The sequence below is a fragment of the Nocardioides sp. WJ219 genome, assembly GCF_058559815.1.
This window is the reverse complement of sequence record NZ_JBZUJV010000004.1, coordinates 101,284-122,789: the sequence shown is the minus strand read 5'-3', so window position 1 is coordinate 122,789 and position 21,506 is coordinate 101,284. Positions and strand designations below refer to the sequence as shown.

The following is a 21,506-nucleotide window of genomic DNA, read 5'->3' as shown; positions in this document are numbered from 1 at the left end:
CGACGGCCGCTGCCGCCGTACGACGCGAGCCGCCGCGGGTGCGGGTGACGACCTTGGGCGGCTCGGGCGCCGTCTCGGGGACGGCGACGGGCGCCGCCGCCGGTACGACGACCTCGACCGCCGCCACCGGCGCGGTCGTGGTCACGGTGCGGCTGACGCCGCGGCGGGTGCGGGTGATCACCTTGGGCTCGGCCGGGGGCGCGGCCGGCTCGGCACTCACGGGCGCCTCGGGAGCTGCGGGCTCGACCACCGGGGCAGCCGCGGCGGGCGCCGCGGGCTCCGGGGCAGCCACCGGCTCGGTGCTGGCCGGCGCGTCGGAGGTGGACGCGGCCCGGCCGCGCGGCTGGCGCCCGCGGCGACCCTCGGACCGGGTCGGGGTCGGGGTCTCCTCGACCGCGGGGACCTCGTCGTGCGGCTCGTCGTCCTTGTGGATCTCGGCCTTGGCCATCGCCGCGAACTCCGCGGGGGTCGGCTTGTGGGCCGGCGGGACCGGGGTCGAGGCGGGGGCGTCGTCGTCGGAGCGCCCGCGGCCACCGCGCCGCCGGCCACGACGCTCGCCGTCGCCACCGCCGTCGCCACCGCCGCTGGCGCCCGCGTTGCCGCCGCCGCCGCCGCCGTTGCCGTTGCCGCCGCCGCTGTTGCCGCCACCGCCACGGCCGCGGCCGCCGTCGTCGGACCCACCACGCCGGGACTCGATCGGCATGTCGTGCACGACGACGCCGCGACCGTGGCAGTGCTCGCAGTTCTCGCTGAACGCCTCGAGCAGGCCGGTGCCGATCCGCTTGCGGGTCATCTGCACCAGGCCGAGCGAGGTCACCTCGGCGACCTGGTGGCGGGTGCGGTCGCGACCCAGGCACTCGACGAGGCGACGCATCACCAGGTCGCGGTTGGACTCCAGGACCATGTCGATGAAGTCGACGACGATGATCCCGCCGATGTCGCGCAGCCGCAGCTGGCGCACGACCTCCTCGGCCGCCTCCAGGTTGTTCTTGGTGACCGTCTCCTCGAGGTTGCCCCCCGAGCCGGTGAACTTGCCGGTGTTGACGTCGACGACGGTCATCGCCTCGGTGCGGTCGATGATCAGCGACCCGCCCGAGGGCAGGAACACCTTGCGGTCGAGCGCCTTGGCGATCTGCTCGTCGATCCGGTACGCCGCGAACAGGTCGACGCTGTTGTGCTCGGCGGCGTCGTAGCGCTCCAGGCGCTCGGCCAGGTCGGGGGCGACGTCGTCGACGTAGCGCTTGACGAGGTCCCAGGCGTCGTCGCCCTGGACGACGAGCTTGGCGAAGTCCTCGGTGAACAGGTCGCGGACGACCTTGAGGGTCAGGTCGGGCTCGCCGTAGAGCAGCTGCGGGTTGGAGCTGCGGCCCTTGGACTTGGCCTCGATCTCCTCCCAGCGCGTCTTGAGCCGCTCGACGTCCTGGGTGAGCTCGTCCTCGCTGGCACCCTCGGCCGCGGTGCGGACGATGACGCCGGCGCTGGAGGGCACGACCTCCTTGAGGAGCGTCTTGAGCCGGTTGCGCTCGGTGTCGGGCAGCTTGCGGGAGATGCCGGACGTCGTGCCGTCGGGCACGTAGACCAGGAACCGGCCGGCCAGGCTGATCTGGCTGGTCAGGCGGGCGCCCTTGGCGCCGACGGGGTCCTTGGTGACCTGCACCAGGACCGTCTGGCCCGAGGACAGCACCGACTCGATCTTGCGGGGGTTGCCGTCCTTGTGGCCCAGCGAGGACCAGTTGACCTCACCGGCGTAGAGGACCGCGTTGCGGCCCTTGCCGATGTCGATGAACGCCGCCTCCATCGAGGGCAGCACGTTCTGGACCCGGCCGAGGTAGACGTTGCCGATCAGGGAGGTCTGCGACTCGCGGGCGACGTAGTGCTCGACGAGGACCTTGTCCTCGACGACGCCGATCTGGGTGAGCTCGTCGCGCTGGCGCACGACCATCACGCGCTCGACCGACTCGCGGCGGGCCAGGAACTCGGCCTCGCTGACGATGGGGGCGCGGCGGCGGCCGGCCTCGCGTCCGTCGCGGCGGCGCTGCTTCTTGGCCTCGAGGCGGGTCGAGCCCTGGATCGAGGTGATCTCGTCCTCGGGCGATCGGGCCTTGCGGACGCGGGTCGTGGTGGTGGCCCCGGCGGCGTCGTCGGACCCGCCGGAGTCGTCGCCCTCGCGGCGGCGCTTGCGGCGCCGGCGGGTGGACGAGCCGGAGCCCTCGGAGCTGTCCGCGCTGTCGGTGTCGGCGTCGTCGGACGGCGTCTCGGTCTCGGCGGCGGCGGCGGTGGCGGTGTCGTCGCTCGGCGTGGCGTCGTCGGCGCTGTCGTCGTCGCCCTCACCCGATCCGGTACGCCGGCGGCGTCGCCCGCCGCGGCGGCGACGGCGGCGCGGGCCGGAGTCGTCGTCGGACTCGTCACCGGCGTCGTCGGTGTCGTCCGTCGTGGCGTCGGTCGTGTCGGTCGTGTCGGTGGTGTCGGTGGTGTCGGTGGCGTCGGCGACCGCGGCGGTGTCGCTCTCGGCCTCGGCCGACGGGAGCTGCTCACCCACGGGGACGTCGGGGGTCTCCTCGTCGTCCTCCTCCTCGACCGGCGCGGGCTCGGTCGCCTCGACGGGCTCGACCGGCTCGGGCGCGGGCTCGACCTTCTTGCGCGAGCGGGTCCGCTTGGCCGGCGTGGTCTTCTCCGGCACCTGGAACAGCGGCATCGTGCCGGAGGTGTCCCCGGCGGGCTCACCGGTGGGCTCACCGTCGGGCTGGGCCTGGGGCGCGGCCGCTGCGTCGGTGTCCTCGGCCGGCGGCTCGGCCGCGGCCTTCTTGGCGGTCTTCTTCGCGGTCTTCTTGGCGGGGGCCCGCTTGGCGGCCTTCTTGGCCGGCTTCGCGTCCGCGTCGAGCGCCTCGGCGACCGGGGCCGCCTCGGGCGTGTCGGCGGCCGGGGGCGCCACGGCGTCGGTCTCGGGTGCGGCCGCCGCCTTCTTGGCGGTGGCCTTCTTGGTGGTCTTCTTCGCCGCCGCCTTCTTGGCGGTGGCCTTCTTGGCGGCAGTCTTCTTCGCCGGCGCCTCGGTGGGGGCGTCGACGGCGACCGCGGCCGGCGTGTCGCTCGGCGTGTCGGCCGGGGCCGATGCGGTGGGAGCGTCCTGGATCTCGTCGTCAGCCATGTGCTGCTCCTCGCCCGAGGGGGTTCGGGCTGTCTGGTGGCTGGGACGCGCGGTGCGCGGCCCGCCACGAAGTCTGGTGGGCGGCGACACCACCCGCGGCGCGACGCTGAGGTGGGTCCCGCTCGCCGCGGTCGCTCGTCCTGGGCCGCTGTCACCGGCTCCAGGACCGCGTCGCGGTCCGGCGTCGACCTGCCCCATCGTGTCGACCCGACGTGCGGGGCGACGGAGGTGTCGTCGGTGCCGAGTATCGCACACGGCTCCGGGCCGGGGGTGATCCTCACCGCTGGCGGACGGACCGGTCAGGGGTGGAACGGGTCGCACACGCCGCCGCCGGCGGGGTCGAGCAGCCCTTGCTCCAGGCGGGTCAGCAGCGGCGCCGGCCCCGGGTCGAGCCCGGTCAGCCGGCCCAGCCCGGTGAGCACGTCGTCGGGTCGCACCGCCGGCACCGTGTGCCGCAGCACCAGGTCGAGGAGGGTGCCGCCGTCGCGGCCGGGGCCGGCCACGGCGAGCCCGACGACCGCGGCCCGACAGTCGAACTCACGCATCCCCTTCTTGGTCATCCGCTCGACGACCACGGACTCCTGGGCGAGGAACGCCTCCACCGCGGCCAGGGCCGAGGCGGCGTCCGCGGCGGTGTCGAGGGTCCAGCGGCTCGCCTCCAGCGAGTCGGCCAGGCTGCCGCCCCCGAGGCCGGCGGCGTCGACGACCTCGAGGACGTCGAGACCGTCGGGCAGCGCCTCGGCCAGCTGTTCGTGGACCGCCGCGGGGTCGACGACCTCGGCGAGGGCGATCTCGAGGTACTCCGCCTCGCTCGCCGACCCGGTCGGCGCCGCACCGGCGTAGGAGATGCGGGGGTGGGGGTTGAACCCGGAGGAGTAGGCCATCGGCACCCGCGCCCGGAACACCGCCCGCTCGAACGCCCGGCTGAAGTCGCGGTGGCTGGTGAACCGCAGCCGGCCACGCTTGGCGTAGCGCACCCGCAACCGCTGCGCCGGGGGCGCCTGCTGGACGGGGGGCTGACGGCTCACGACCAGCAACGGTAGTTGCACGACGGCCGCCCAGCGACGTCGCCCACCGACCACCGGTGGTCGAGGAGGTTGCGCCAGCAACCGTCTCGAAACCACCCGAGGGCGCGCACCTCGCCAGGCCTCGCCCGGCTCGACCACCGTCACCCACCGACGGTGGTTGAGGAGGTTGCGCCAGCAACCGTCTCGAAACCACCCGAGGGCGCGCACCTCGCCAGGCCTCGCCCGGCTCGACCACCGTCAGCCACCGACGGTGGTTGAGGAGGTTGCGCCAGCAACCGTCTCGAAACCACCCGAGGGCGCGCACCTCGCCAGGCCTCGCCCGGCTCGACCACCGTCAGCCACCCTCAGCCGAGCGCCTGCTTCATCCGGGGGCTCGGGTAGACGGTGCCGATGCGCAGCCCGTCGAGCCAGGCGGTCAGCCGGGCGGCCTCGGCGTCGAGCGCGCGGCGGGTCGCGGCCGGCACGTCCTCGAGGAGGTGGACCGCGACAGCGCCGCCGCCGTCCTGGGTCCAGCAGCCGACGACGCGACCGTCGACCCAGGCGGTGGTGCCTGCGTTGCCGTTGCGGTCGAAGAGCTGCGGACCGTGGTCGCCGAGGTACCAGGACCGCTCCTTCCACCCCATCACCGTCGGGTCGAGCACCGGCAGCAGCGCCACCCACGACTCGGCCGGGTCGACCTCCTCGAGGTCGTCGGGCAGCAGGTAGCCGGTGCCGCCGTCCTCCAGCGAGACCGGTACGGCGTCCACCGCGGCGAGCGCGGCCCGCACCGCGGCCTTGGTGGCGCCGAACCACCACACCAGGTCGGCCTCGGTACCGGGCCCGAACGTGTGCAGCCAGCGGCGGACGACCTCGGCGTACCCCTCCGCGTTCGGCAGCGGGTCCGGGACGTCGCCGAGCCAGTGCCGCATCAGCGTCCAGCGCGGCCGGGAGGTGCGCCAGTGGCCGGTGTTCGTGGCGCGGACGAGGTCGGCGGTCAGGCCGAGGTGGGTCAGCACCCGCCCGGCGGTCCAGCTGGCGCCGGCGCTCTCCTCGACCCGGACGTCGATGTGCGGCACCCGCTCCCGGATGTCGCGCGCCTGCAGTCCCGCGGGCTCCTCGACCAGGGCTGCAACCACGAGTGCCCGAGCCTCGTCGAGCCAGGCGCCGCCGTCGGCGGCCAGCCCGGCCGAGATGACGTCCTTGGCGATCCGGGCGCGCTCGGTGGCCGCCACCCGCGCCGACGCGCTCCCCCAGGCCGCTGGCAGGAGGTCGCGCGGGAAGACGAACAGCGTGCGGCGCATCGCCAGCTGCTTGACCAGGCTGCGGTCGGTGTGGAGCGCCCGGTCGAGGTCGGCGACCCCGAACCCGTCGACCCGCGCGTGGCACGCGAGGTAGACGCTGGCCGGCTCGGTGGAGTGCAGGACGGTCATCGCCCGGGTGGCCTCCTCGGGCGTGCCGACCCGGTGGGCCGCGGCCACCGCGTGCCGCCGCGCCAGGCGCGCGCGGCGCTCGGCGTTCGTGACGTGGCGCATCCGAGCATCTTGCCCGAGCCGGAGCCTGCTTCCTGCCACACTGTCTGCCACCACCGCCCGGCGAACGCCGGGCCCGCCCACGAAGGACCACGCATGAGCAACCCCTACGAGCCCAACAACCCGTACGGCACCCCGAGCGGCGGCGGCGCCTACGGCGGGAGCGGCGGGGCCGGTGGGAGCAGCGGCTACGGCAGCGGCGGCTACGGCGCGCCGTACGGACAGCCCGGCGGCTACGGCAACGAGCTGCCGAAGAAGACCGACGCCGTGTCGATCGTGGGCTTCGTGCTCAGCCTCACGGTCTGCCTCTCCCTGATCGGGTTCATCCTGGGCCTGGTCGGGCTCGGACGCACCAAGGGCGGCAAGCGCAAGGGCCGCTGGGCGGCGGTGTCCGCGGTCGTCATCGGGCTGCTCGCGACGATCGTCGGCGGCGCGCTGATCGCCTTCCTCGTCATCTGGGCCAGCTCGGTGATCGAGGTCGACGAGGCCGAGGTCGGCCAGTGCCTCGACGTGAGCAGCGAGGACGACAACTCCGTGGTCATCACCGAGGAGGACTGCGACGGCAAGCACGACGGCGAGATCGCCTGGGTCGGCACCTTTGACGAGGTGAACGCCTCCGACTTCGTCCCGACCAACCCCGACGACCTCACCGACGCCGGCATCTCCTACGCGGTCTGCACCTCCCTGATGGAGCCCGGTGACGTCGAGGCCCTCGGCGAGGAGGTCGAGTACCAGCTCGTCAACGAGGACGACTCCCCCACCGCCGGCGAGGCCGCGCTCTGCTACGCCACCGGCGCCAACGGCGACCCCTTCACCAGCAAGCAGCTGCCCTGACGCTCGTCGTACGACGCCCGCTCACCGCCGCCGGGCCCGCAACGTCGGCACCCACCGGCACCGACGCCGGTCGAGGAGGCCGGCCACGGCCGTCTCGAGACCCCCGCAAGGGCACCTACCTCGCCGGGTCTCGACTCGGGCTAAGACCAGCGTGAGCCACCGACGGTGGTCGAGCCGCGGGGACGAAGTCACCGCGAGTCGAGACCCCCGCAAGGTGCCCACCTCGCCGGGCCTCGACTCGGGCTCGCTGGCGCTCGCCCGGCTCGACCAGCGTGAGCCACCGACGGTGGTCGAGCCGCGGGGACGAAGTCACCGCGAGTCGAGACCCCCGCAAGGGCACCTACCTCGCCGGGTCTCGACTCGGGCTCGCTGGCGCTCGCCCGGCTCGACCAGCGTGGGGGATGGTCTCGAGACGGGCCTGGCGGCCCTCCTCGACCAGCGTGGGTCACGGTGGTTGAGGAGGTTGCGCTAGCAACCGTCTCGAAACCACCATTCCCGACCGTCAGACGACGCTGAGCGGCAGCAACCGCTTCCCGGTGGGCCCGATCTGGATCTCGGTGTTCATCTCCGGGCACACGCCGCAGTCGTAGCACGGCGTCCAGCGGCAGTCCTCGACCTCGACGTCGGAGGACCCGTCGGCGACGGCGAGGGCGTCCTCCCAGTCGGCCCAGAGCCAGTCCTTGTCGAGGCCGGAGTCGAGGTGGTCCCACGGGATGACCTCGTCGTAGCCGCGCTCGCGGGTGGTGAACCAGGCGAGGTCGACACCGGTGCCGGCGAGGGCGGACTCGGCGGCGGCGACCCAGCGGTCGTAGGAGAAGTGCTCGCTCCAGCCGTCGAAGCGGCCGCCGTCGCGCCAGACGGCCTCGATGACCCGGCCGACACGGCGGTCGCCGCGGGAGAGCAGTCCCTCGATCGCGCCGGGGCGCCCGTCGTGGTAGCGGAACCCGATGGCCCGGCCGTAGCGCTTGTCGGCACGGACCAGGTCGCGCAGCTCCTTGAGCCGCGCGTCGGTGGTCTCGACGTCGAGCTGGGAGGCCCACTGGAACGGCGTGTGCGGCTTGGGCACGAACCCGCCGATGGAGACGGTGCACCGGATGTCGTTGGATCCGGTCACCTCGCGGCCCTTGGCGATGACCGCCTTGGCCAGCTCGGCGATCTGCAGCACGTCCTCGAGCTCCTCGGTCGGCAGGCCGACCATGAAGTAGAGCTTCACCTGCCGCCAGCCGTGGGAGTACGCCGCCGCGACCGTGCGGATCAGGTCCTCCTCGGTGACCATCTTGTTGATCACCTTGCGCATCCGCTCGCTGCCGCCCTCGGGCGCGAACGTGAGCCCCGACCGCCGGCCGTTGCGGGAGAACTCGTTGGCCAGGCTGATGTTGAACGCGTCGACGCGGGTCGAGGGCAGCGACAGCGAGACGTTGGTGCCCTCGTAGCGGTCGGCGAGGTCCTCGGCGACCTGGGCGATCTCGGTGTGGTCGGCGCTGCTCAACGACAGCAGCCCGACCTCCTCGAAGCCGGTCTTGCGGATGCCGTTCTCGACCATCGCGCCGATGGTCTCGATCGAGCGCTCCCGCACGGGTCGGGTGATCATGCCGGCCTGGCAGAACCGGCAGCCGCGGGTGCAGCCGCGGAAGATCTCCACGCTGAACCGCTCGTGCACGGTCTCGGCCAGCGGCACCAGCGGCTTGGCCGGGTAGGGCCAGGCGTCGAGGTCCATCAGCGTGTGCTTGGTGACCCGGTGCGGTACGCCGGGCCGGTTGGGCGTGACCGTCGCGATCGCGCCGGTCGCCTCGTCGTAGGTGACGTCGTAGAACCGCGGCACGTAGACGTTGCCGGTCACGGCGAGGCGGCGCAGCACCTCGTCGCGGCCACCGGGGCAGCCCTGGGTCTTCCACTCGCGCAGCAGGTCGGAGATCGCCAGCACGACCTCCTCCCCGTCGCCGAGGACCGCGGCGTCGATGAAGTCGGCGATCGGCTCGGGGTTGAACGCCGCGTGGCCGCCGGCGAGCACGATCGGGTCGGCGTCGGTCCGGTCGACGGTGTGCAACGGGATGCCGGCGAGGTCGAGGGCGTTGAGCATGTTGGTGTAGCCGAGCTCGGTGGAGAAGCTCAGGCCGAACACGTCGAAGTCGCGCACCGGACGGTGGGCGTCGACGGTGAACTGCGGGATGCCGTCCTCGCGCATCACCGCCTCCATGTCGGGCCACACGGAGTACGTGCGCTCGGCGACGATCCAGTCGCGCTCGTTGAGCACCTCGTAGAGGATCTGCACGCCCTGGTTGGGCAGGCCGACCTCGTAGGCGTCGGGGTACATCAGCGCCCAGCGCACGGTCGGCCCCTCGGGAGCGCAGTCCCACTCCTTGACGGTCGAGTTGAGCTCGCCACCGACGTACTGGATGGGCTTGGAGACCGACGGCAGACGCGGTTCGAGCCGGGGGAAGACGCTGGCGGACATGGGTCCGAGTCTACGAGCGGGCCGCACCGGGCTCCGATTCGCCGCGAGCGGGCGTGCAGCGGTCTCGCCCCCACCCCCTAGGTTTTCGACCATGGCCTCGACGACGCAGCGACGGATCCCGTGGACGACGGTCGTGCCCGTGGTGGCCCTCCTCGTGCTGCTGCCGACCTGGGGCCGGTACCTCCCGGTCGCGCTGTCCGTCGCCGTCGGGGTGGTCCTGGTCGCTGCGGTGCTGGCCGCGGTCCACCACGCCGAGGTGGTGGCCCACAAGGTGGGCGAGCCGTTCGGCTCGCTGGTGCTCGCGGTCGCGGTGACGGTGATCGAGGTCGCGCTGATCGTCACGCTGATGGTCAGCGGGGGCGACGAGACCTCCACGCTGGCGCGCGACACGGTCTTCGCCGCGGTGATGATCACCCTCAACGGCATCGTCGGCCTGGCGCTGGTGGTCGGAGCCGTGCGGCACCGCCTGGCCGTCTTCAACGCCGAGGGCACGGGCTCGGCGCTCGCGACGGTGGTCGCGCTCGCCGGGGTGACGCTCGTGCTGCCGCGGTTCACCGAGGCCGAGGCCGGCCCGGAGTTCAGCAGCTCGCAGCTGGCGTTCGCCGCGGTCGCCTCCCTCGTCCTCTACGGGATGTTCGTGTTCACGCAGACGGTGCGGCACCGCGACTTCTTCCTCCCCGTGGCAGCCGGCGAGCGGGGCCCGGTGGACGACGACGGCGACGGCCACGCCGACCCGCCGTCCTCCCGCGAGGCCTGGACCAGCCTGGGCCTGCTGGTGGTCGCGCTGGTCGCGGTGGTCGGGCTGGCCAAGGTGTGCTCCCCGGCGATCGAGGACGGCGTCGCCGCGGTGGGCTTCCCGCACGCGTTCGTCGGTGTCGTGATCGCCCTCACGGTGCTGGCACCGGAGTCGATCGCCGCCACCCGTGCGGCCGCCCGCGACAAGACGCAGATCAGCCTCAACCTCGCCTACGGGTCGGCGATGGCCTCGATCGGCCTGACGATCCCGACCATCGCGATCGCCTCGATCTGGCTCGACGGCCCGCTCGACCTCGGCCTGACGTCGATGCAGATCGTGCTGCTGCTGCTCTCGGTGATCGTCAGCGTGCTGACCGTCGTCCCCGGCCGGGCCAAGCCGCTCGCCGGCGGCGTCCACCTGGTGCTGCTGGCGGCGTACGTGTTCCTCGCCGCCAACCCGTGACCGATGCGGACGCCCTCCGTCCGCGACCGTGGCTAGCGTGCTCGGCATGAGCACACCCCCCTGGGAACCGCCCGTCGCCGGGACCGAGGCCGAGCACCTCGTCGGCGCGCTCGACCGCCTGCGGTGGACGTTCCGCTGGAAGGTCGACGGGCTCGACGCCGCCGGGCTGACGGCCACGATCGGTGCCTCCGCGCTGACGCTCGGCGGGCTCGTCAAGCACCTGGCGCTCGTCGAGGACTTCCACCGCGTCGTCAAGGTCGCGGGCGGCAGCCTGGCCGAGGAGCCCGGTTCGCCGTACGCCGCCCACGACGGCACCGACGACTGGGAGTTCCGCACCGCGGCCGAGGACTCCCCCGCCGACCTCTACGCGCTCTACGACGCCGCGGTCTCGCGCGCGCGGGCCGACCTCGCCGCCCGGATCGCCGACGGCGGTCTCGACGCGCTGGTGCACGTCTCCGACGGCGAGGGTCACCACGCGTCGTTGCGGCGGCTGGTCTGCGACCTCGTCGAGGAGTACGGCCGCCACACCGGCCACGCCGACCTGCTGCGCGAGGCCGTCGACGGCCGGGTCGGTGAGGACCCGCCGGAGGACTGGCGGCCGTGAGGGCACGGGCGAAAACCAGCACCGGACCACCCCGGTGAACAGGGTGGCCCGGTGTCGGGTGGTGCTAGCGGCTCAGCGGCCGGTGCCGCGGGTCTTGCGCTGACGCGCCTTGCCCACGGCGCCCTTGATCCGCGCCTGGTTCTGCGGCTTGCGGGCCTCGGTGTAGGCCTTCCTCGCCAGTCCGGCGAGAGCGGTTGCCTTCAACAGCTTCATGTCGGTGCTCCGATCAGTGGTGGCCGGCGCGGCTGTGGCTGCGGTTGCGCCCGGTCAGGGTGGAGGCGATGACGACCAGCACGGCGGCCAGCGCGATCGAGACGATCCAGCGGGTCCAGTCGATGCCGGCGGAACCGTCGCCACCGAAGGCGCGGTAGACGGCCAACCCGAGGAGAACACCTCCGATGCCGCACAGGACGGTGAGCCAGAGCGGGATGTTGTCCTTGTCGCCCGGGGCGACGAACTTGCCGAGCAGTCCGATGATCAGACCTGCAATGAGAATGCCGATGATCTCCATGGTGCCTCCTTCTCGTGGGGATACGACCAACCGGTACCCATCCCGGTCGCGGCACAAGTCGCCCGCCGGGGTGACGCCCGAGGAGTGATCGATCCGGCCACGACGGCGGGTCGGGCGGCCTCAGACCTCGCCCACGGTCGTGGTCAGCGGCACCTGGTGCACGAACCCGTCGACGCGGACCTGGACGAAGAACCGGTAGGTGCCGGGCGTGCCGAGCGCGGTGTGGAAGCGCAACGTGCTGCCGCCGTCGGTGACCGTCGGTGCGCCGATCGGGTGGGCGTGCACGAACGCGCCGGTGGCGGTGTCGAAGCCGGTGAGGTGGGCGTAGGAGCCGAGGTAGGTGCCGAGGTTGAGCACCCCGCCGTCGCCGTCGGAGACCGTGAGGTCGAACTCGGTGTCGTCGCCGGCGGGCAGCACCTCCGGGGCCTCGACGGTGACCAGCCCGTCACTGCCCTCCCGGCCCGGCGCCTCGGGCACCGGTGGCGACTCGCCGGGGACCAGCGCGTGCTCGCCGAGGATCACGTGGTCGCCGTCGGGGTTGGCCTCGGCGCCGTCGCGGGTGCCGGCCGGGACGAACTCGGCCAGCACCCGGTAGTGCCCGGGGTCGGTGAGGTCGACCCGGGTGCTCCAGGTGCCGTCGTCGCCGAGCACCGGGTGGAGGTGGCGGAAGTCGGACAGGTCGTCGCGGACGACGTAGAGGTGGAGCAGCTTGGTCTGCTCCTCGGTGTAGTCGACCACCGGCTCGCCGCGGGAGTCCAGGATCCGGAACGACAGGTCGCTGGGCGTGCGCGAGTCCCGCGGGAAGGTGAGGTCGGCGAGACGGTAGCCGCCGGCGTCGGCGGTGGTGCCGTCGCCGACGTACGTCGTGTGGTCGTGGCTCCCGCCGTCGCCGGGGGTGAGCACCTGCCGGCCGCTGTCGGCGGGCGGTGCCGGCTCGTCGTCGCTGCACGCGGCCAGTGACGCGGCGAGGAGCGTCGCGACCACGACGGCCGGGAGGAAGCGCTTCATCAGGACACCTCGAACTCGATGGTGGTGACCGGGTTGTCGAACTCGGAGGCACGCAGGCTGACCTGCACCACCCAGGTACCCGGTGCGGGGATGACGGTCTCGACGACGTAGGTGCCGGCCGCAGCGGGGACGACGGGCTGCGTGCCGAGGTCGACCGACCCGTCGGCACTGGCCACCGAGACGACGGGCTCGCTGAAGCCGTCGAGCGGCTCGCCGGCCTCGTCCTGGAGCTGGACGGTGAGCGTGGTCGGTCCGGTGGTGCGGGGGTCCATGGTCGCGAGGACCTTGGCGGCCTGCAGGTCGCCCGGCTCGTCGGTCAGCACCCCGACCTCGACGCGGGAGGCCACCGGGGGCCGGTTGGCCGAGGCGGGGTCCTCACGGGGCGATTGGTTGGTGAGGAACCCGGTCACCCCGAGCAGGACGACGAGCAGCGCCGCCTCGACGCCGACCGCGCCCCGCACGCCGAGCACCGCCGTACGCCGCTCGCCGTGGCCCAGGGTGGCGCTGCCGGTGGCGCGGGGCAGGAGCCGGAAGCGGTTGTAGCCGGCCGCGGCGGCGACGACCGCGGCGACGCCGACCTTGACCAGCAGCAGCACGCCGTAGGTGGTGTCGAACAGTGGGCTCCAGCCGTCGAGGATCCGCCAGCCCATCAGGGTGCCGGTCACGGCCAGCAGGCCGAGCAACCCGGCCGCGACGACGGAGAACCTGGTGAGCACCAGCGCCGCGTCGCGCTCGCGGCCGCTCAGCGAGCGCAGGGTGAGCACCAGCCCGACCAGGCCGCCCAGCCAGGTGGCCCCGGCGGCGAGGTGGAGGGCGTCGGTGGTGATCATCAGCCACACCGGGTCGATGGCGCGGCTGTGACCGACCATCGCCGGCGCGAGCGCTGCCCCGCCCGCCCCCGCGATCGCCACCCACGGCCGGTCGAGGTTGCCGAGCGCCACGGCGAGACCCGTCAGCTGGACGAGGAGCACGAGCAGGTCGTTGCCGACCACCGACGGGTCGACGGCGGCGCTCTCGCCGAGCTGGGTCAGCCCGAGCCCCTGCTGGTAGGCCCCCGAGAGGGGGATCAGCACGGCGCTCGCGAGCAGCGCGACCCCCGACGCCGACCAGAGCACGGTGCGTAGCCTGCGGCGCACGGCGTCGTCGAGCCGCACGCCGCGCACCGTCCAGGCCAGGAACAGCACGAGCCCGGCCGCGAGCAGCAGCCCGGCGTAGCCGATCGCCTGCACCACGCTGAGCGCGTTGCGGACCTCGGTGGGGTCGCTCTCGCTCACCTGGGGCGGCTCGACCTCGGCGCTGGGGGCGCCGACGGCAAAGGTCAGCGACCCCGCGATCGGGTGCCCGTCGGCCGAGATCGCACGCCAGACCACGACGTAGCTGCCGTCGGGCAGCTCCTCGGGGAGGTCGGCGCTGACCACCTCGTCGCGCGCGGAGGCCTCCGACTCCACCGGCTCGCCGGTGGCGTCGAAGACCTGCACCGCGTCGGGGGGCAGCGAGACGGCCTCGTCAAAGGTGAAGGTGACGACGTCGGGCGTCGTGGGCAGCACCTCGCCCTCGGCGGGGTCGCTGGCGACCAGGGTGGCGTGGGCCGCCGCCGGCGCCGCCGCGCCCGCCACGACCAGGGTCGCGACGAGCACGGCGAGCAGCAGACCACCGACGGCCCGCGCCACTGCGGGGATCACGAGTGCGTCACGCCGTACGACGGGTGCGCGCGAGCGCCACCCCCGCGACGGCGACGCCCACGACGCCGGCCACCAGGCCGGCGATCGCCAGGCCGTTGCCGTCGTCGTCGGAGGCGGCGTCGTCGGACCCGTCGTCGGTCTGGGCGGCCGGCGCGGACACCTCGGCGGCCTCGTCGACGTCGGCGGCCTGCTCCTCGCCCGCGGCCTCGGCCCCGGTGACGACGAACGACGGCGCCGGGCTGTCGAGGTCGTCGGCCGACTGACCCTCGGCGGGGAGCTCGATCCAGGCGGTCTCGCCCTGCTCGCAGGTCTGGATCGTCGGGAACGCCAGCGTCTCGCCCTCGGCGTCCTCGGGGATCTGCACCTGCACCTCGAACGCGTCGCGGTAACCGTCGGGCAGCGGCGTCCTCGCCTCGTAGGTCACGGTGTCGACCCGCTCGGTGAGCTGGCCCCCGTGGCCGTCGTCGACGGGCGGGTCGAGCTTCTCCATCTGCTTGGTGACGTCGTAGAAGTCCTGGCGGGTGGGCGTCGCGGCGTTGATGCCCTCGGGGATGGAGATGGTGATCGCGGTGGTCGGCGACCCCTCGCAGCCGTGGCCGTTGCTGAAGGTCAGGACGGTGTAGGCGCCGGCCGCGGTGGTCGACGGCGTGACGGTGACGTGGGCCGAGGCCGGGCCGGCGACGGAGAGGACGAGGAGGCCGGCAGCACCGGCGGTGGCACCGAGCCGGGTGAGGCGGCGCGCGGGGGTAGGACGAGGAGACATGGGTGGTGATCCGTTCTGGAGTGAGGTGCGGGGTCGGTCAGGCACGCCTGACTGGTCCGCACGCAGAACGGTCGGAGGGTCAGGCGGTGGCGGCGACCCGCGGTGGCCCGCGGCGCGGCGCCGCCGACACGGCGAACCTGCTGACCAGCGCGGGCGGCGTCGCGACCGGCGCCGGCACCCGACGCAGGGACGGCAGCGGCGGCACGGGCTGACGGCTCCAGGTCAGCACGACCTCGGCCGCCCGGGCCCGCAGCTCCCACAGCAGCGCCGTGAGCAGCCCCCCACCGACGTGGACGGCGATCATCGCGGGGTCGAACGTCGCGTGCGCCTCGGTGGCGTGGGCGGCACCCTCGTGCAGCCCGGGCGCCGGCGTCAGCGCGGTCAGCCAGGCGTGCAGCAGCAGCTGCGTCGCGACCAGGGCGGGTACGGCGACCGCCGGGCGCACCCGGCGCTGCAGCACCAGCAACCCGGTGCCGAGCACCACCGCCGCCATCACCGCCAGCCACGGCACCGACGGCAACGAGCCCCCGGCCCACAGATGACCCAGCGCGAGCGCCGTCGTCACCTCGGCCGTCGCGAGCACGGCGCGCAGGGCGACACCCTCACGCGGCAGCACCCGGACGCTCGACACCCGGCCATTGTGCCTGGTGGGACGGGGTGGCGGCGCATCCGGTCCGGGTGGGGTGCGCGGGCGGGGTCTTGCCTGGGAAGTTCAGACTTCCCCGGTCCACCGGTGAAATCTCGCCCCCGGGCCCCGGCCCCCCACGCGCCGCTCAGGCGTGGACGAGCACCCGCGGCGTCGGCTGCAGCCGGGCGGCGGGGGCCTCGGCGGCGCGGCGGGAGATGTTGAGCAGCAGGCCGACGGCGAGCATCGAGGCGAACATCGAGCTGCCGCCGTAGGAGACGAACGGGAGCGGGACGCCGGTGACCGGCATGATGCCCAGGCACATGCCGATGTTCTGGAAGGCCTGGAAGCCGAACCAGCAGGCGATGCCGGCGGCGGCGACGCGGCCGAAGACGTCGTCGGTGCGGACGGCGATCCGCAGGGCCCGCCACAGGACGACGCCGAGCAGGGCGATCACCAGGCCGGCGCCGACGAGCCCGAGCTCCTCGCCGGCGACGGTGAAGACGAAGTCGGTGTGCTGCTCGGGCACGAAGCCCGACCGGGTCTGGGAGCCGTCGAAGAGGCCCTGGCCGAACAGGCCGCCGTTGCCGACCGCGATCCGGGCCTGCTCGACGTTGTAGCCCGCGCCGCGCGGGTCGAGGGTCGGGTCGGTGAAGGCGAGGAAGCGGTCGACCTGGTACTGCTTCAGCAGCCCGCCGGACACCGCGGCGACCGCGCCGGCCACGCCGATCGCGCCGAGCAGGACCAGCCAGCGCCGGCCGGCGCCGGCGGCAGCGAGCACGCCGAAGACGGTGGCGATCAGCACGAGCATGGTGCCGAGGTCGGGCTGGGCGAGGATCAGCGCGGCGGGGACGGCGGCGATCAGCAGCATCGCCAGCACGTCGGCGCCGGTCGCGCCGCTCGAGCCGCGGAGCCGCCGGTTCTCCGAGCGCTCGGCGACGACGAGCGCCATCCCGATCACCACGGCGAGCTTGGCGAACTCCGACGGCTGCACCGACATGCCGCCGAGCATCAGCCACGACTGCGAGCCGTTGACGACGGTGCCCATGGTGAGCACCAGCACGAGCCCCACGATCGAGGCGAGGTAGACCACCGGTGCCACGATCCGCACCCACCGGTGGTCGGTGAGGAGCACGACGACGAGCAGCCCGAGCCCGATGGCGACGTTGAGGACCTGCTTCTCCAGGTAGGCGCGCGGGTCGCCGCCGGTGAGGTCGTCGCGGGTGCTGGTGGCCGACCAGACGAGCAGGCAGCCGAGGACGCTGAGCGCGACGACGGCCAGCAGCAGCAGCCGGTCGAGGCCGGCGACCCGGATCGGGGCGGACTGGTTCACGACTCTCCCTCACGTCGGCCGGGCGGCAGGATCGTGCCGTCGTCGCGGAACTCCGGCAGGGCGTCGGGCAGCGTCGTACCGGGGATCGCGGCCCGGTCGGGCACGACCTCCTCGCCGCGGACGCCGTACAGCGCCTCCCAGATCTTGCGGACGCCCGGGCCCGAGGTGCCCGAGCCGGTGCCGCCCTGGCTGATCATCATCACCACGACGTAGTCCTCGGAGTACGACGCCACCCACGAGGTCGACTGCTTGCCGTAGACCTCGGCCGACCCGGTCTTGGACCGGATCTCGACCTCGTCGAGCGGGAAGCCGCCCATCCGCCAGGCCATCGTGCCGACGCTGGTCACGTCCTTGAGCGCCTCGTCGATGTAGCCGACCACGTGGTCGGGCAGGTCGACCGTGCCGGTCTTGCGCGGCGCGATGCGCCGGATCACGGTGCCGTCGGCGGCCACCACGGCCCGGGCGACGCGGGGGGCGTAGAGGGTGCCGCCGTTGGCGATCGCGGCGTACCCGCGGGCCAGCTGGAGCGGGGTGACGATCGTGTCGCCCTGGCCGATCGCGAAGTTGACCGCGTCGGTGACCTTGTACTTCCAGCCCTCGATGCAGAACTCGCGGGCGAACTTGTAGACGAAGTCGCTGGTCTCGGCGTCCTGCGGCGCGTCGGCGATCCCGCAGTAGAAGTCCTTCATCGACTCGTAGTAGGCGCGCTTCCAGCGCCGGTCGGCGATCCGGCCCGCGGCCTCGCCGGGGATGTCGATCCCGGTCTCGCGCCCGAACCCGAACGCCTGTGCCTCCTCGACCAGCGGGTCGGTGGCGTCGACGTCGTCGGCGTCGGACCCGTGCTCCTGCCAGTAGTCGAAGCCGACCCGGTAGAAGAAGGTGTTGCACGAGACCTCGAGCGCCTTGGCGAAGGTGATGTCGCCGTAGGCGCCGGACTCGTAGTTCTTGAACGCGCGGTTGCCGACCTGGAACGACGAGCCGCACGGCAGCGTGACGTCGGTGTCGTAGCCGTGGGTCAGCGCGCCGGCGGTCATGAAGGGCTTCCACGTCGAGCCGGGCGCGAACTGGCCCTGCGTGGCGCGGCCGAGCAGCGGCGTACCGGCCTCCTTGGAGTAGAGCGCGGCGAGCTGCTTCTTGGTGATCCCGCCCACCCAGACCGAGGGGTCGTACGTCGGCTGGCTGGCCATCGCGACCACCCGGCCGGTGTCGGCCTCGAGCACCAGTGCGGCGCCGGAGTCGGCGACGTAGTTGCGGCCGGTGACGGTGTCGTGGGTGGCGCGCGCGGTGGTGATCATCTCGTGCAGCTGGCGCTCGACGACGCTCTGCACCTTGGCGTCGATCGAGGTGACGAGGGTGTCACCCGGCTGGGCCTCGATCTCGGCGTCCTCGCCGATGACACGGCCCATCGAGTCGACCTGGACCTGCTGGTAGCCCGGCATCCCACGCAGCCACTGGTCGTACTCCTGCTCGATGCCGGCGCGCCCGACGACCGACGCACCGTTGACCGACCGGTCACCGGCCTCCTCGGCCAGGTCGAGCTCGTCCTCGGTGATCGGGCTCAGGTAGCCGAGCAGGTGGGCGGCGTTGATGCCGAACGGCTCGGGGTAGTTGCGCACGCTCTGCTGGTCGACGACGACGCCCGGGAAGTCCTCGGGCTGCTCGCGCAGGCGCTGGGCCTGGGCCTGGCGGAGGTCCTGGGCCACCGGCACCGGCTGGTACGGCGACCCGTTCCAGCACACGCCCGGCTCGGAGCCGTCGTCCCCGCAGGTGACCAGCTTCTTCTCGATCCGCCGCGGCTTCTGGTCGACGACGCGCCCGAGCCGCCGGAGCAGGCGGGTGCGGTCCTCCGGCGCCAGCTTGCCGAGCACGGTGCGGTCGAGCGAGACCACCCAGGTCAGCCGATTGGCGACCAGCGGGCGGCCCTGCGCGTCGACGATGAGGCCGCGGGTGGGCTGGACGACGATCTCGCGCACCGACTGGGCCGCCGCGCGGCCCTGGTACTCGTCGCCGCTGACGACCTGGAGGTAGTAGAGCCGCACGAAGAGGGTGGCGAACAACGAGAACACCAGCGCCTGGATGACCACCAGGCGGAGTCCCCCCTTGCCGGAGGTGGGCAGCCGCAGCGGGCCGGCCTCGAACGACGTCATCGAGCGGGGGCGCTCTCGGGCTCGAGGCGGGCCAGGGCCCACGCGACCGACGGCAGCACGAACGGCGCGAGCGCGAGGTCCCACACCACGCCGACGAGCACGACCTCGAGCAGGTCGGGGACGGCGACCGTCCGGTCGGCCAGCACCAGGCCGCTGAGCGCGAACAGGGAGGAACCCAGGAACGAGCAGGCCGCGACGGCGGCCAGCGAGCCGAGCACGCCGACGGGGGCGTCCTGGCGGACCCGCCCGGCGACGTAGCCGACGACCAGCAGCGCCAGCGCCCAGCGACCCGCGACGTGGTCGGCGGGGGGCGCGAGGTCGAGCAGCAGGCCGGCGGCGAAGCCGAGCACCAGGCCGAAGTGGGCGCCGCGGGCCAGGCCGCCGGCGACGACCACCACGAGCACCAGCCCCGGGCCGACGCCGTGCCAGGCCAGGTGGGAGAACACGGTCGTCTGGAGCACGAAGGCCAGGGCGACGACGAGGGCGGCGAGCGCGCCGCGCGCTGCGGACAGGCTGCTCATCGCAGGCTCCCGTCGGCCTCGACCACGGCGCGGTCGCTCCGCGTGCCGGACGGGACGACGACGCCGACGACGTCGAGGGCGGCGAAGTCGACGAACGGGTCGATCACCGCGCGCTGCGACGTCTCGCGCAGGCTGGAGTAGACCGAGACGACCTCGCCGATCGGGACGCCGGCGACGTAGGGGCTGGTGCCCGCGTCACTGCCCCAGGTGAGCACGGTGTCGCGCTTGCGCGGGATCACGGTCTCGTCGACGAGCTCGAGGTCGAGGCGGCCGGCGTCGCCGAGGACCCCGCGTCCTCGGAGGAAGCCGATGTCCATGCTCTGCGCGATCCGACCGCCGACGGTGGAGTCGGGGTCGACGATGAGGAGCACGGTGGCGGTCGTCGCGGTGACCCGCAGCACCCGGCCCACCAGGCCGTCGTTGTTGATCACCGTCAGGTCGGGGCGGATGCCGGAGTCGGAGCCCGCGTCGATGGTGACCGTGCTCGAGAACGACTGCGACGACCCGACCCCGATCACCCGCGCGGGCACCAGCGCCTTGGCGAGGTCGACGGCCGCGGAGGTGAGGCCCTCGAGCTCGGCGAGCCGCTGGGCGTCGTACGGCGCGGTGCGGACCCGGGCGCGGAGGCCGGCGTTCTCGGCCTCGAGGGCCGCGAGCTGACCGCGCAGGTCGTCGTTGTCCTCGAAGCGTCCCGACAGTCCGACGACGGGCCGCACCGCGGCGTCGGCGACCCGCTGGGCGGGGCCGACGACCTCGCCGACGGCCTGGCGGGCCGGCGAGAGCGCCGCTCCCCCGCCGCTGCTGTCGAGCACCATCAGGCTGGCGCAGGCGAGGAGGAGGGCGACGACGAGGGCCCGCGGCGGGCGGCCGGGCTGGTCCTCGCGCGGCGCACGGCCGTAGCGCCGGGTCATCGGGTCCGCCGGGTGTCGGCGACGAGCACGGCCTGGAGGGCCTCGAACTCCTCGACGCAGCGGCCGGCGCCGAGCGCGACCGAGCTGAGCGGGTTGTCGGCGACGTGGACCGGCATGCCGGTCTCGTGGCGGATCCGCTCGTCGAGGCCGCGGAGCAGGGCGCCGCCGCCGGTGAGCACGATGCCGCGGTCCATGATGTCGCCGGCCAGCTCGGGCGGGGTCTGGTCGAGGGTGACGCGGACGGCGTCGACGATGGCGTGCAGCGGCTCCTCGATGGCCTGGCGGACCTGGGCCGAGCTCACCTCGATCGTGCGCGGCAGGCCGCTGACCAGGTCGCGACCGCGGACCTCGGCGACGGGCTCGTCGGTGGAGGGGAAGGCGGAGCCGAGGGTCATCTTGACCTCCTCGGCGGTGCGCTCCCCCAGCATCAGGGAGTGCTCCTTCTTCAGCCACGCCGTGATGGCCCGGTCGAGGGCGTCCCCGGCGGTGCGGATGCTGAGGCTGGTGACGATCCCGCCGAGCGAGATCACCGCGACCTCGGTGGTGCCGCCGCCGACGTCGACGACCATGTTCCCGGTCGGCTGGTGGACGGGGAGCCCGGCGCCGATCGCGGCGGCCATCGGCTCCTCGACGATGTAGACCCGACGTGCCCCGGCCTGGTAGCCGGCCTCCTTGACCGCCCGCTGCTCGACGGCGGTGATGCCGCTGGGCACGCAGATGACCATCCGCGGCTTGGCGAAGTAGCGGCGCCGGTGGGCGCGCTGGATGAACCAGCGCAGCATCTGCTCGGTGGCCTCGAAGTCGGCGATCACGCCGTCCTTGAGCGGGCGCAGGGCGGTGATGTTGTCGGGCGTGCGACCGACCATCCGCTTGGCGTCGTGGCCGACCGCCAGCAGCTCGCCGGTCGTGTCGTTGATCGCGACGACGCTCGGCTCGTCGAGCACCACGCCCTTGCGGCGGACGTAGACCAGCGTGTTGGCGGTGCCGAGATCGACCGCCATGTCGCGGCCGATGAAGCTGGTGGCCATACGCGCGCCTCACTGCTCCGTGCGCGATCCGGGGAAGGAGGCAGCGCGCGCGCACGGTGACGCCCTACCCGGAGCGAGCGTAAGCAGTGGGACGGATGTGACGTCGGAGGCGGGTGGGGCGTGTCGCGACCGGGTTTCGGTGACCACCACGCTGACCCGTCGCCACGATGCGACGGGTCAGCGAGGAATCCGCGGTGACCCGTCG

General features: G+C 73.5%; 17 protein-coding genes and 1 pseudogene. 3 read left to right on the top strand and 15 right to left on the bottom strand.

Going from position 1 to position 21,506, the window contains the following annotated elements; all coding sequences use genetic code 11:
- Positions 1-616: 616 nt before the first annotated feature.
- The 3 genes and pseudogenes from AC4MBH_RS11420 to AC4MBH_RS11410 form a co-directional block, all read right to left on the bottom strand.
- Positions 617-3,145, bottom strand: a pseudogene (locus AC4MBH_RS11420) (Rne/Rng family ribonuclease); the annotation flags it as partial.
- Between the two features lie 299 nt (positions 3,146-3,444).
- Complete coding sequence (locus AC4MBH_RS11415; RefSeq protein ID WP_491795295.1) at positions 3,445-4,182, bottom strand: TIGR03936 family radical SAM-associated protein; 738 nt, start codon at positions 4,180-4,182, stop codon at positions 3,445-3,447.
- A 335-nt stretch (positions 4,183-4,517) separates the two neighbouring features.
- Positions 4,518-5,684, bottom strand: coding sequence for a winged helix DNA-binding domain-containing protein (locus AC4MBH_RS11410; protein WP_491794987.1), 1,167 nt, complete (start codon positions 5,682-5,684; stop codon positions 4,518-4,520).
- A gap of 93 nt (positions 5,685-5,777) precedes the next feature.
- On the opposite strand from AC4MBH_RS11410, the gene AC4MBH_RS11405 reads away from it, so the two are divergent.
- Positions 5,778-6,515, top strand: a complete 738-nt coding sequence (locus tag AC4MBH_RS11405; protein WP_491794986.1) for a hypothetical protein — start codon at positions 5,778-5,780, stop codon at positions 6,513-6,515.
- Positions 6,516-7,017: 502 nt separating this feature from the next.
- Here AC4MBH_RS11405 and AC4MBH_RS11400 read toward each other — a convergent pair.
- On the bottom strand, positions 7,018-8,970 hold the full coding sequence (locus tag AC4MBH_RS11400; protein WP_491794985.1) for a TIGR03960 family B12-binding radical SAM protein: 1,953 nt from the start codon (positions 8,968-8,970) through the stop codon (positions 7,018-7,020).
- 91 nt (positions 8,971-9,061) lie between these two features.
- Here AC4MBH_RS11400 and AC4MBH_RS11395 point away from each other — a divergent pair, with 91 nt between their 5' ends.
- Both AC4MBH_RS11395 and AC4MBH_RS11390 read left to right on the top strand, forming a co-directional pair.
- Positions 9,062-10,168: a calcium:cation antiporter gene (locus AC4MBH_RS11395; RefSeq protein WP_491794984.1), complete on the top strand. Its 1,107-nt coding sequence runs from the start codon at positions 9,062-9,064 to the stop codon at positions 10,166-10,168.
- A 46-nt stretch (positions 10,169-10,214) separates the two neighbouring features.
- Positions 10,215-10,772 (top strand): mycothiol transferase, encoded by a 558-nt coding sequence (locus tag AC4MBH_RS11390; RefSeq protein ID WP_491794983.1) that lies wholly within the window; start codon positions 10,215-10,217, stop codon positions 10,770-10,772.
- A gap of 72 nt (positions 10,773-10,844) precedes the next feature.
- Here AC4MBH_RS11390 and AC4MBH_RS11385 read toward each other — a convergent pair whose 3' ends face one another.
- From AC4MBH_RS11385 to AC4MBH_RS11335, 11 genes are all read right to left on the bottom strand, one after another.
- Positions 10,845-10,985 carry a hypothetical protein gene (locus tag AC4MBH_RS11385; protein ID WP_491794982.1) on the bottom strand — a complete coding sequence of 47 codons (141 nt, stop codon included), beginning with the start codon at positions 10,983-10,985 and terminating at the stop codon, positions 10,845-10,847.
- 13 nt (positions 10,986-10,998) lie between these two features.
- Positions 10,999-11,283, bottom strand: coding sequence for a GlsB/YeaQ/YmgE family stress response membrane protein (locus AC4MBH_RS11380; RefSeq protein ID WP_491794981.1), 285 nt, complete (start codon positions 11,281-11,283; stop codon positions 10,999-11,001).
- A 120-nt stretch (positions 11,284-11,403) separates the two neighbouring features.
- Positions 11,404-12,291, bottom strand: coding sequence for a DUF8832 domain-containing protein (locus tag AC4MBH_RS11375; protein ID WP_491794980.1), 888 nt, complete (start codon positions 12,289-12,291; stop codon positions 11,404-11,406).
- A complete protein-coding gene (locus AC4MBH_RS11370; protein WP_491794979.1) occupies positions 12,291-13,973 on the bottom strand; it encodes a copper resistance CopC/CopD family protein in 1,683 nt (560 codons plus the stop codon). Before AC4MBH_RS11370 ends, AC4MBH_RS11375 begins: the two co-directional genes overlap by 1 nt.
- Positions 13,974-13,980: 7 nt before the next feature.
- Positions 13,981-14,736: a YcnI family copper-binding membrane protein gene (locus tag AC4MBH_RS11365; RefSeq protein ID WP_491794978.1), complete on the bottom strand. Its 756-nt coding sequence runs from the start codon at positions 14,734-14,736 to the stop codon at positions 13,981-13,983.
- A 79-nt stretch (positions 14,737-14,815) separates the two neighbouring features.
- Positions 14,816-15,367 carry a hypothetical protein gene (locus AC4MBH_RS11360; protein ID WP_491794977.1) on the bottom strand — a complete coding sequence of 184 codons (552 nt, stop codon included), beginning with the start codon at positions 15,365-15,367 and terminating at the stop codon, positions 14,816-14,818.
- A 142-nt stretch (positions 15,368-15,509) separates the two neighbouring features.
- Positions 15,510-16,694, bottom strand: a complete 1,185-nt coding sequence (gene rodA / locus AC4MBH_RS11355) for a rod shape-determining protein RodA (protein ID WP_491794976.1) — start codon at positions 16,692-16,694, stop codon at positions 15,510-15,512.
- Positions 16,691-18,841, bottom strand: a complete 2,151-nt coding sequence (gene mrdA, locus AC4MBH_RS11350) for a penicillin-binding protein 2 (RefSeq protein WP_491794975.1) — start codon at positions 18,839-18,841, stop codon at positions 16,691-16,693. The genes rodA and mrdA overlap by 4 nt, the downstream gene beginning before the upstream one ends.
- Positions 18,838-19,362 (bottom strand): rod shape-determining protein MreD, encoded by a 525-nt coding sequence (mreD, locus tag AC4MBH_RS11345; protein ID WP_491794974.1) that lies wholly within the window; start codon positions 19,360-19,362, stop codon positions 18,838-18,840. The genes mrdA and mreD overlap by 4 nt, the downstream gene beginning before the upstream one ends.
- Complete coding sequence (mreC, locus tag AC4MBH_RS11340; protein WP_491794973.1) at positions 19,359-20,273, bottom strand: rod shape-determining protein MreC; 915 nt, start codon at positions 20,271-20,273, stop codon at positions 19,359-19,361. Before mreC ends, mreD begins: the two co-directional genes overlap by 4 nt.
- Positions 20,270-21,301, bottom strand: a complete 1,032-nt coding sequence (locus AC4MBH_RS11335) for a rod shape-determining protein (protein ID WP_491794972.1) — start codon at positions 21,299-21,301, stop codon at positions 20,270-20,272. Before AC4MBH_RS11335 ends, mreC begins: the two co-directional genes overlap by 4 nt.
- Between the last annotated feature and the right edge of the window lie 205 nt (positions 21,302-21,506).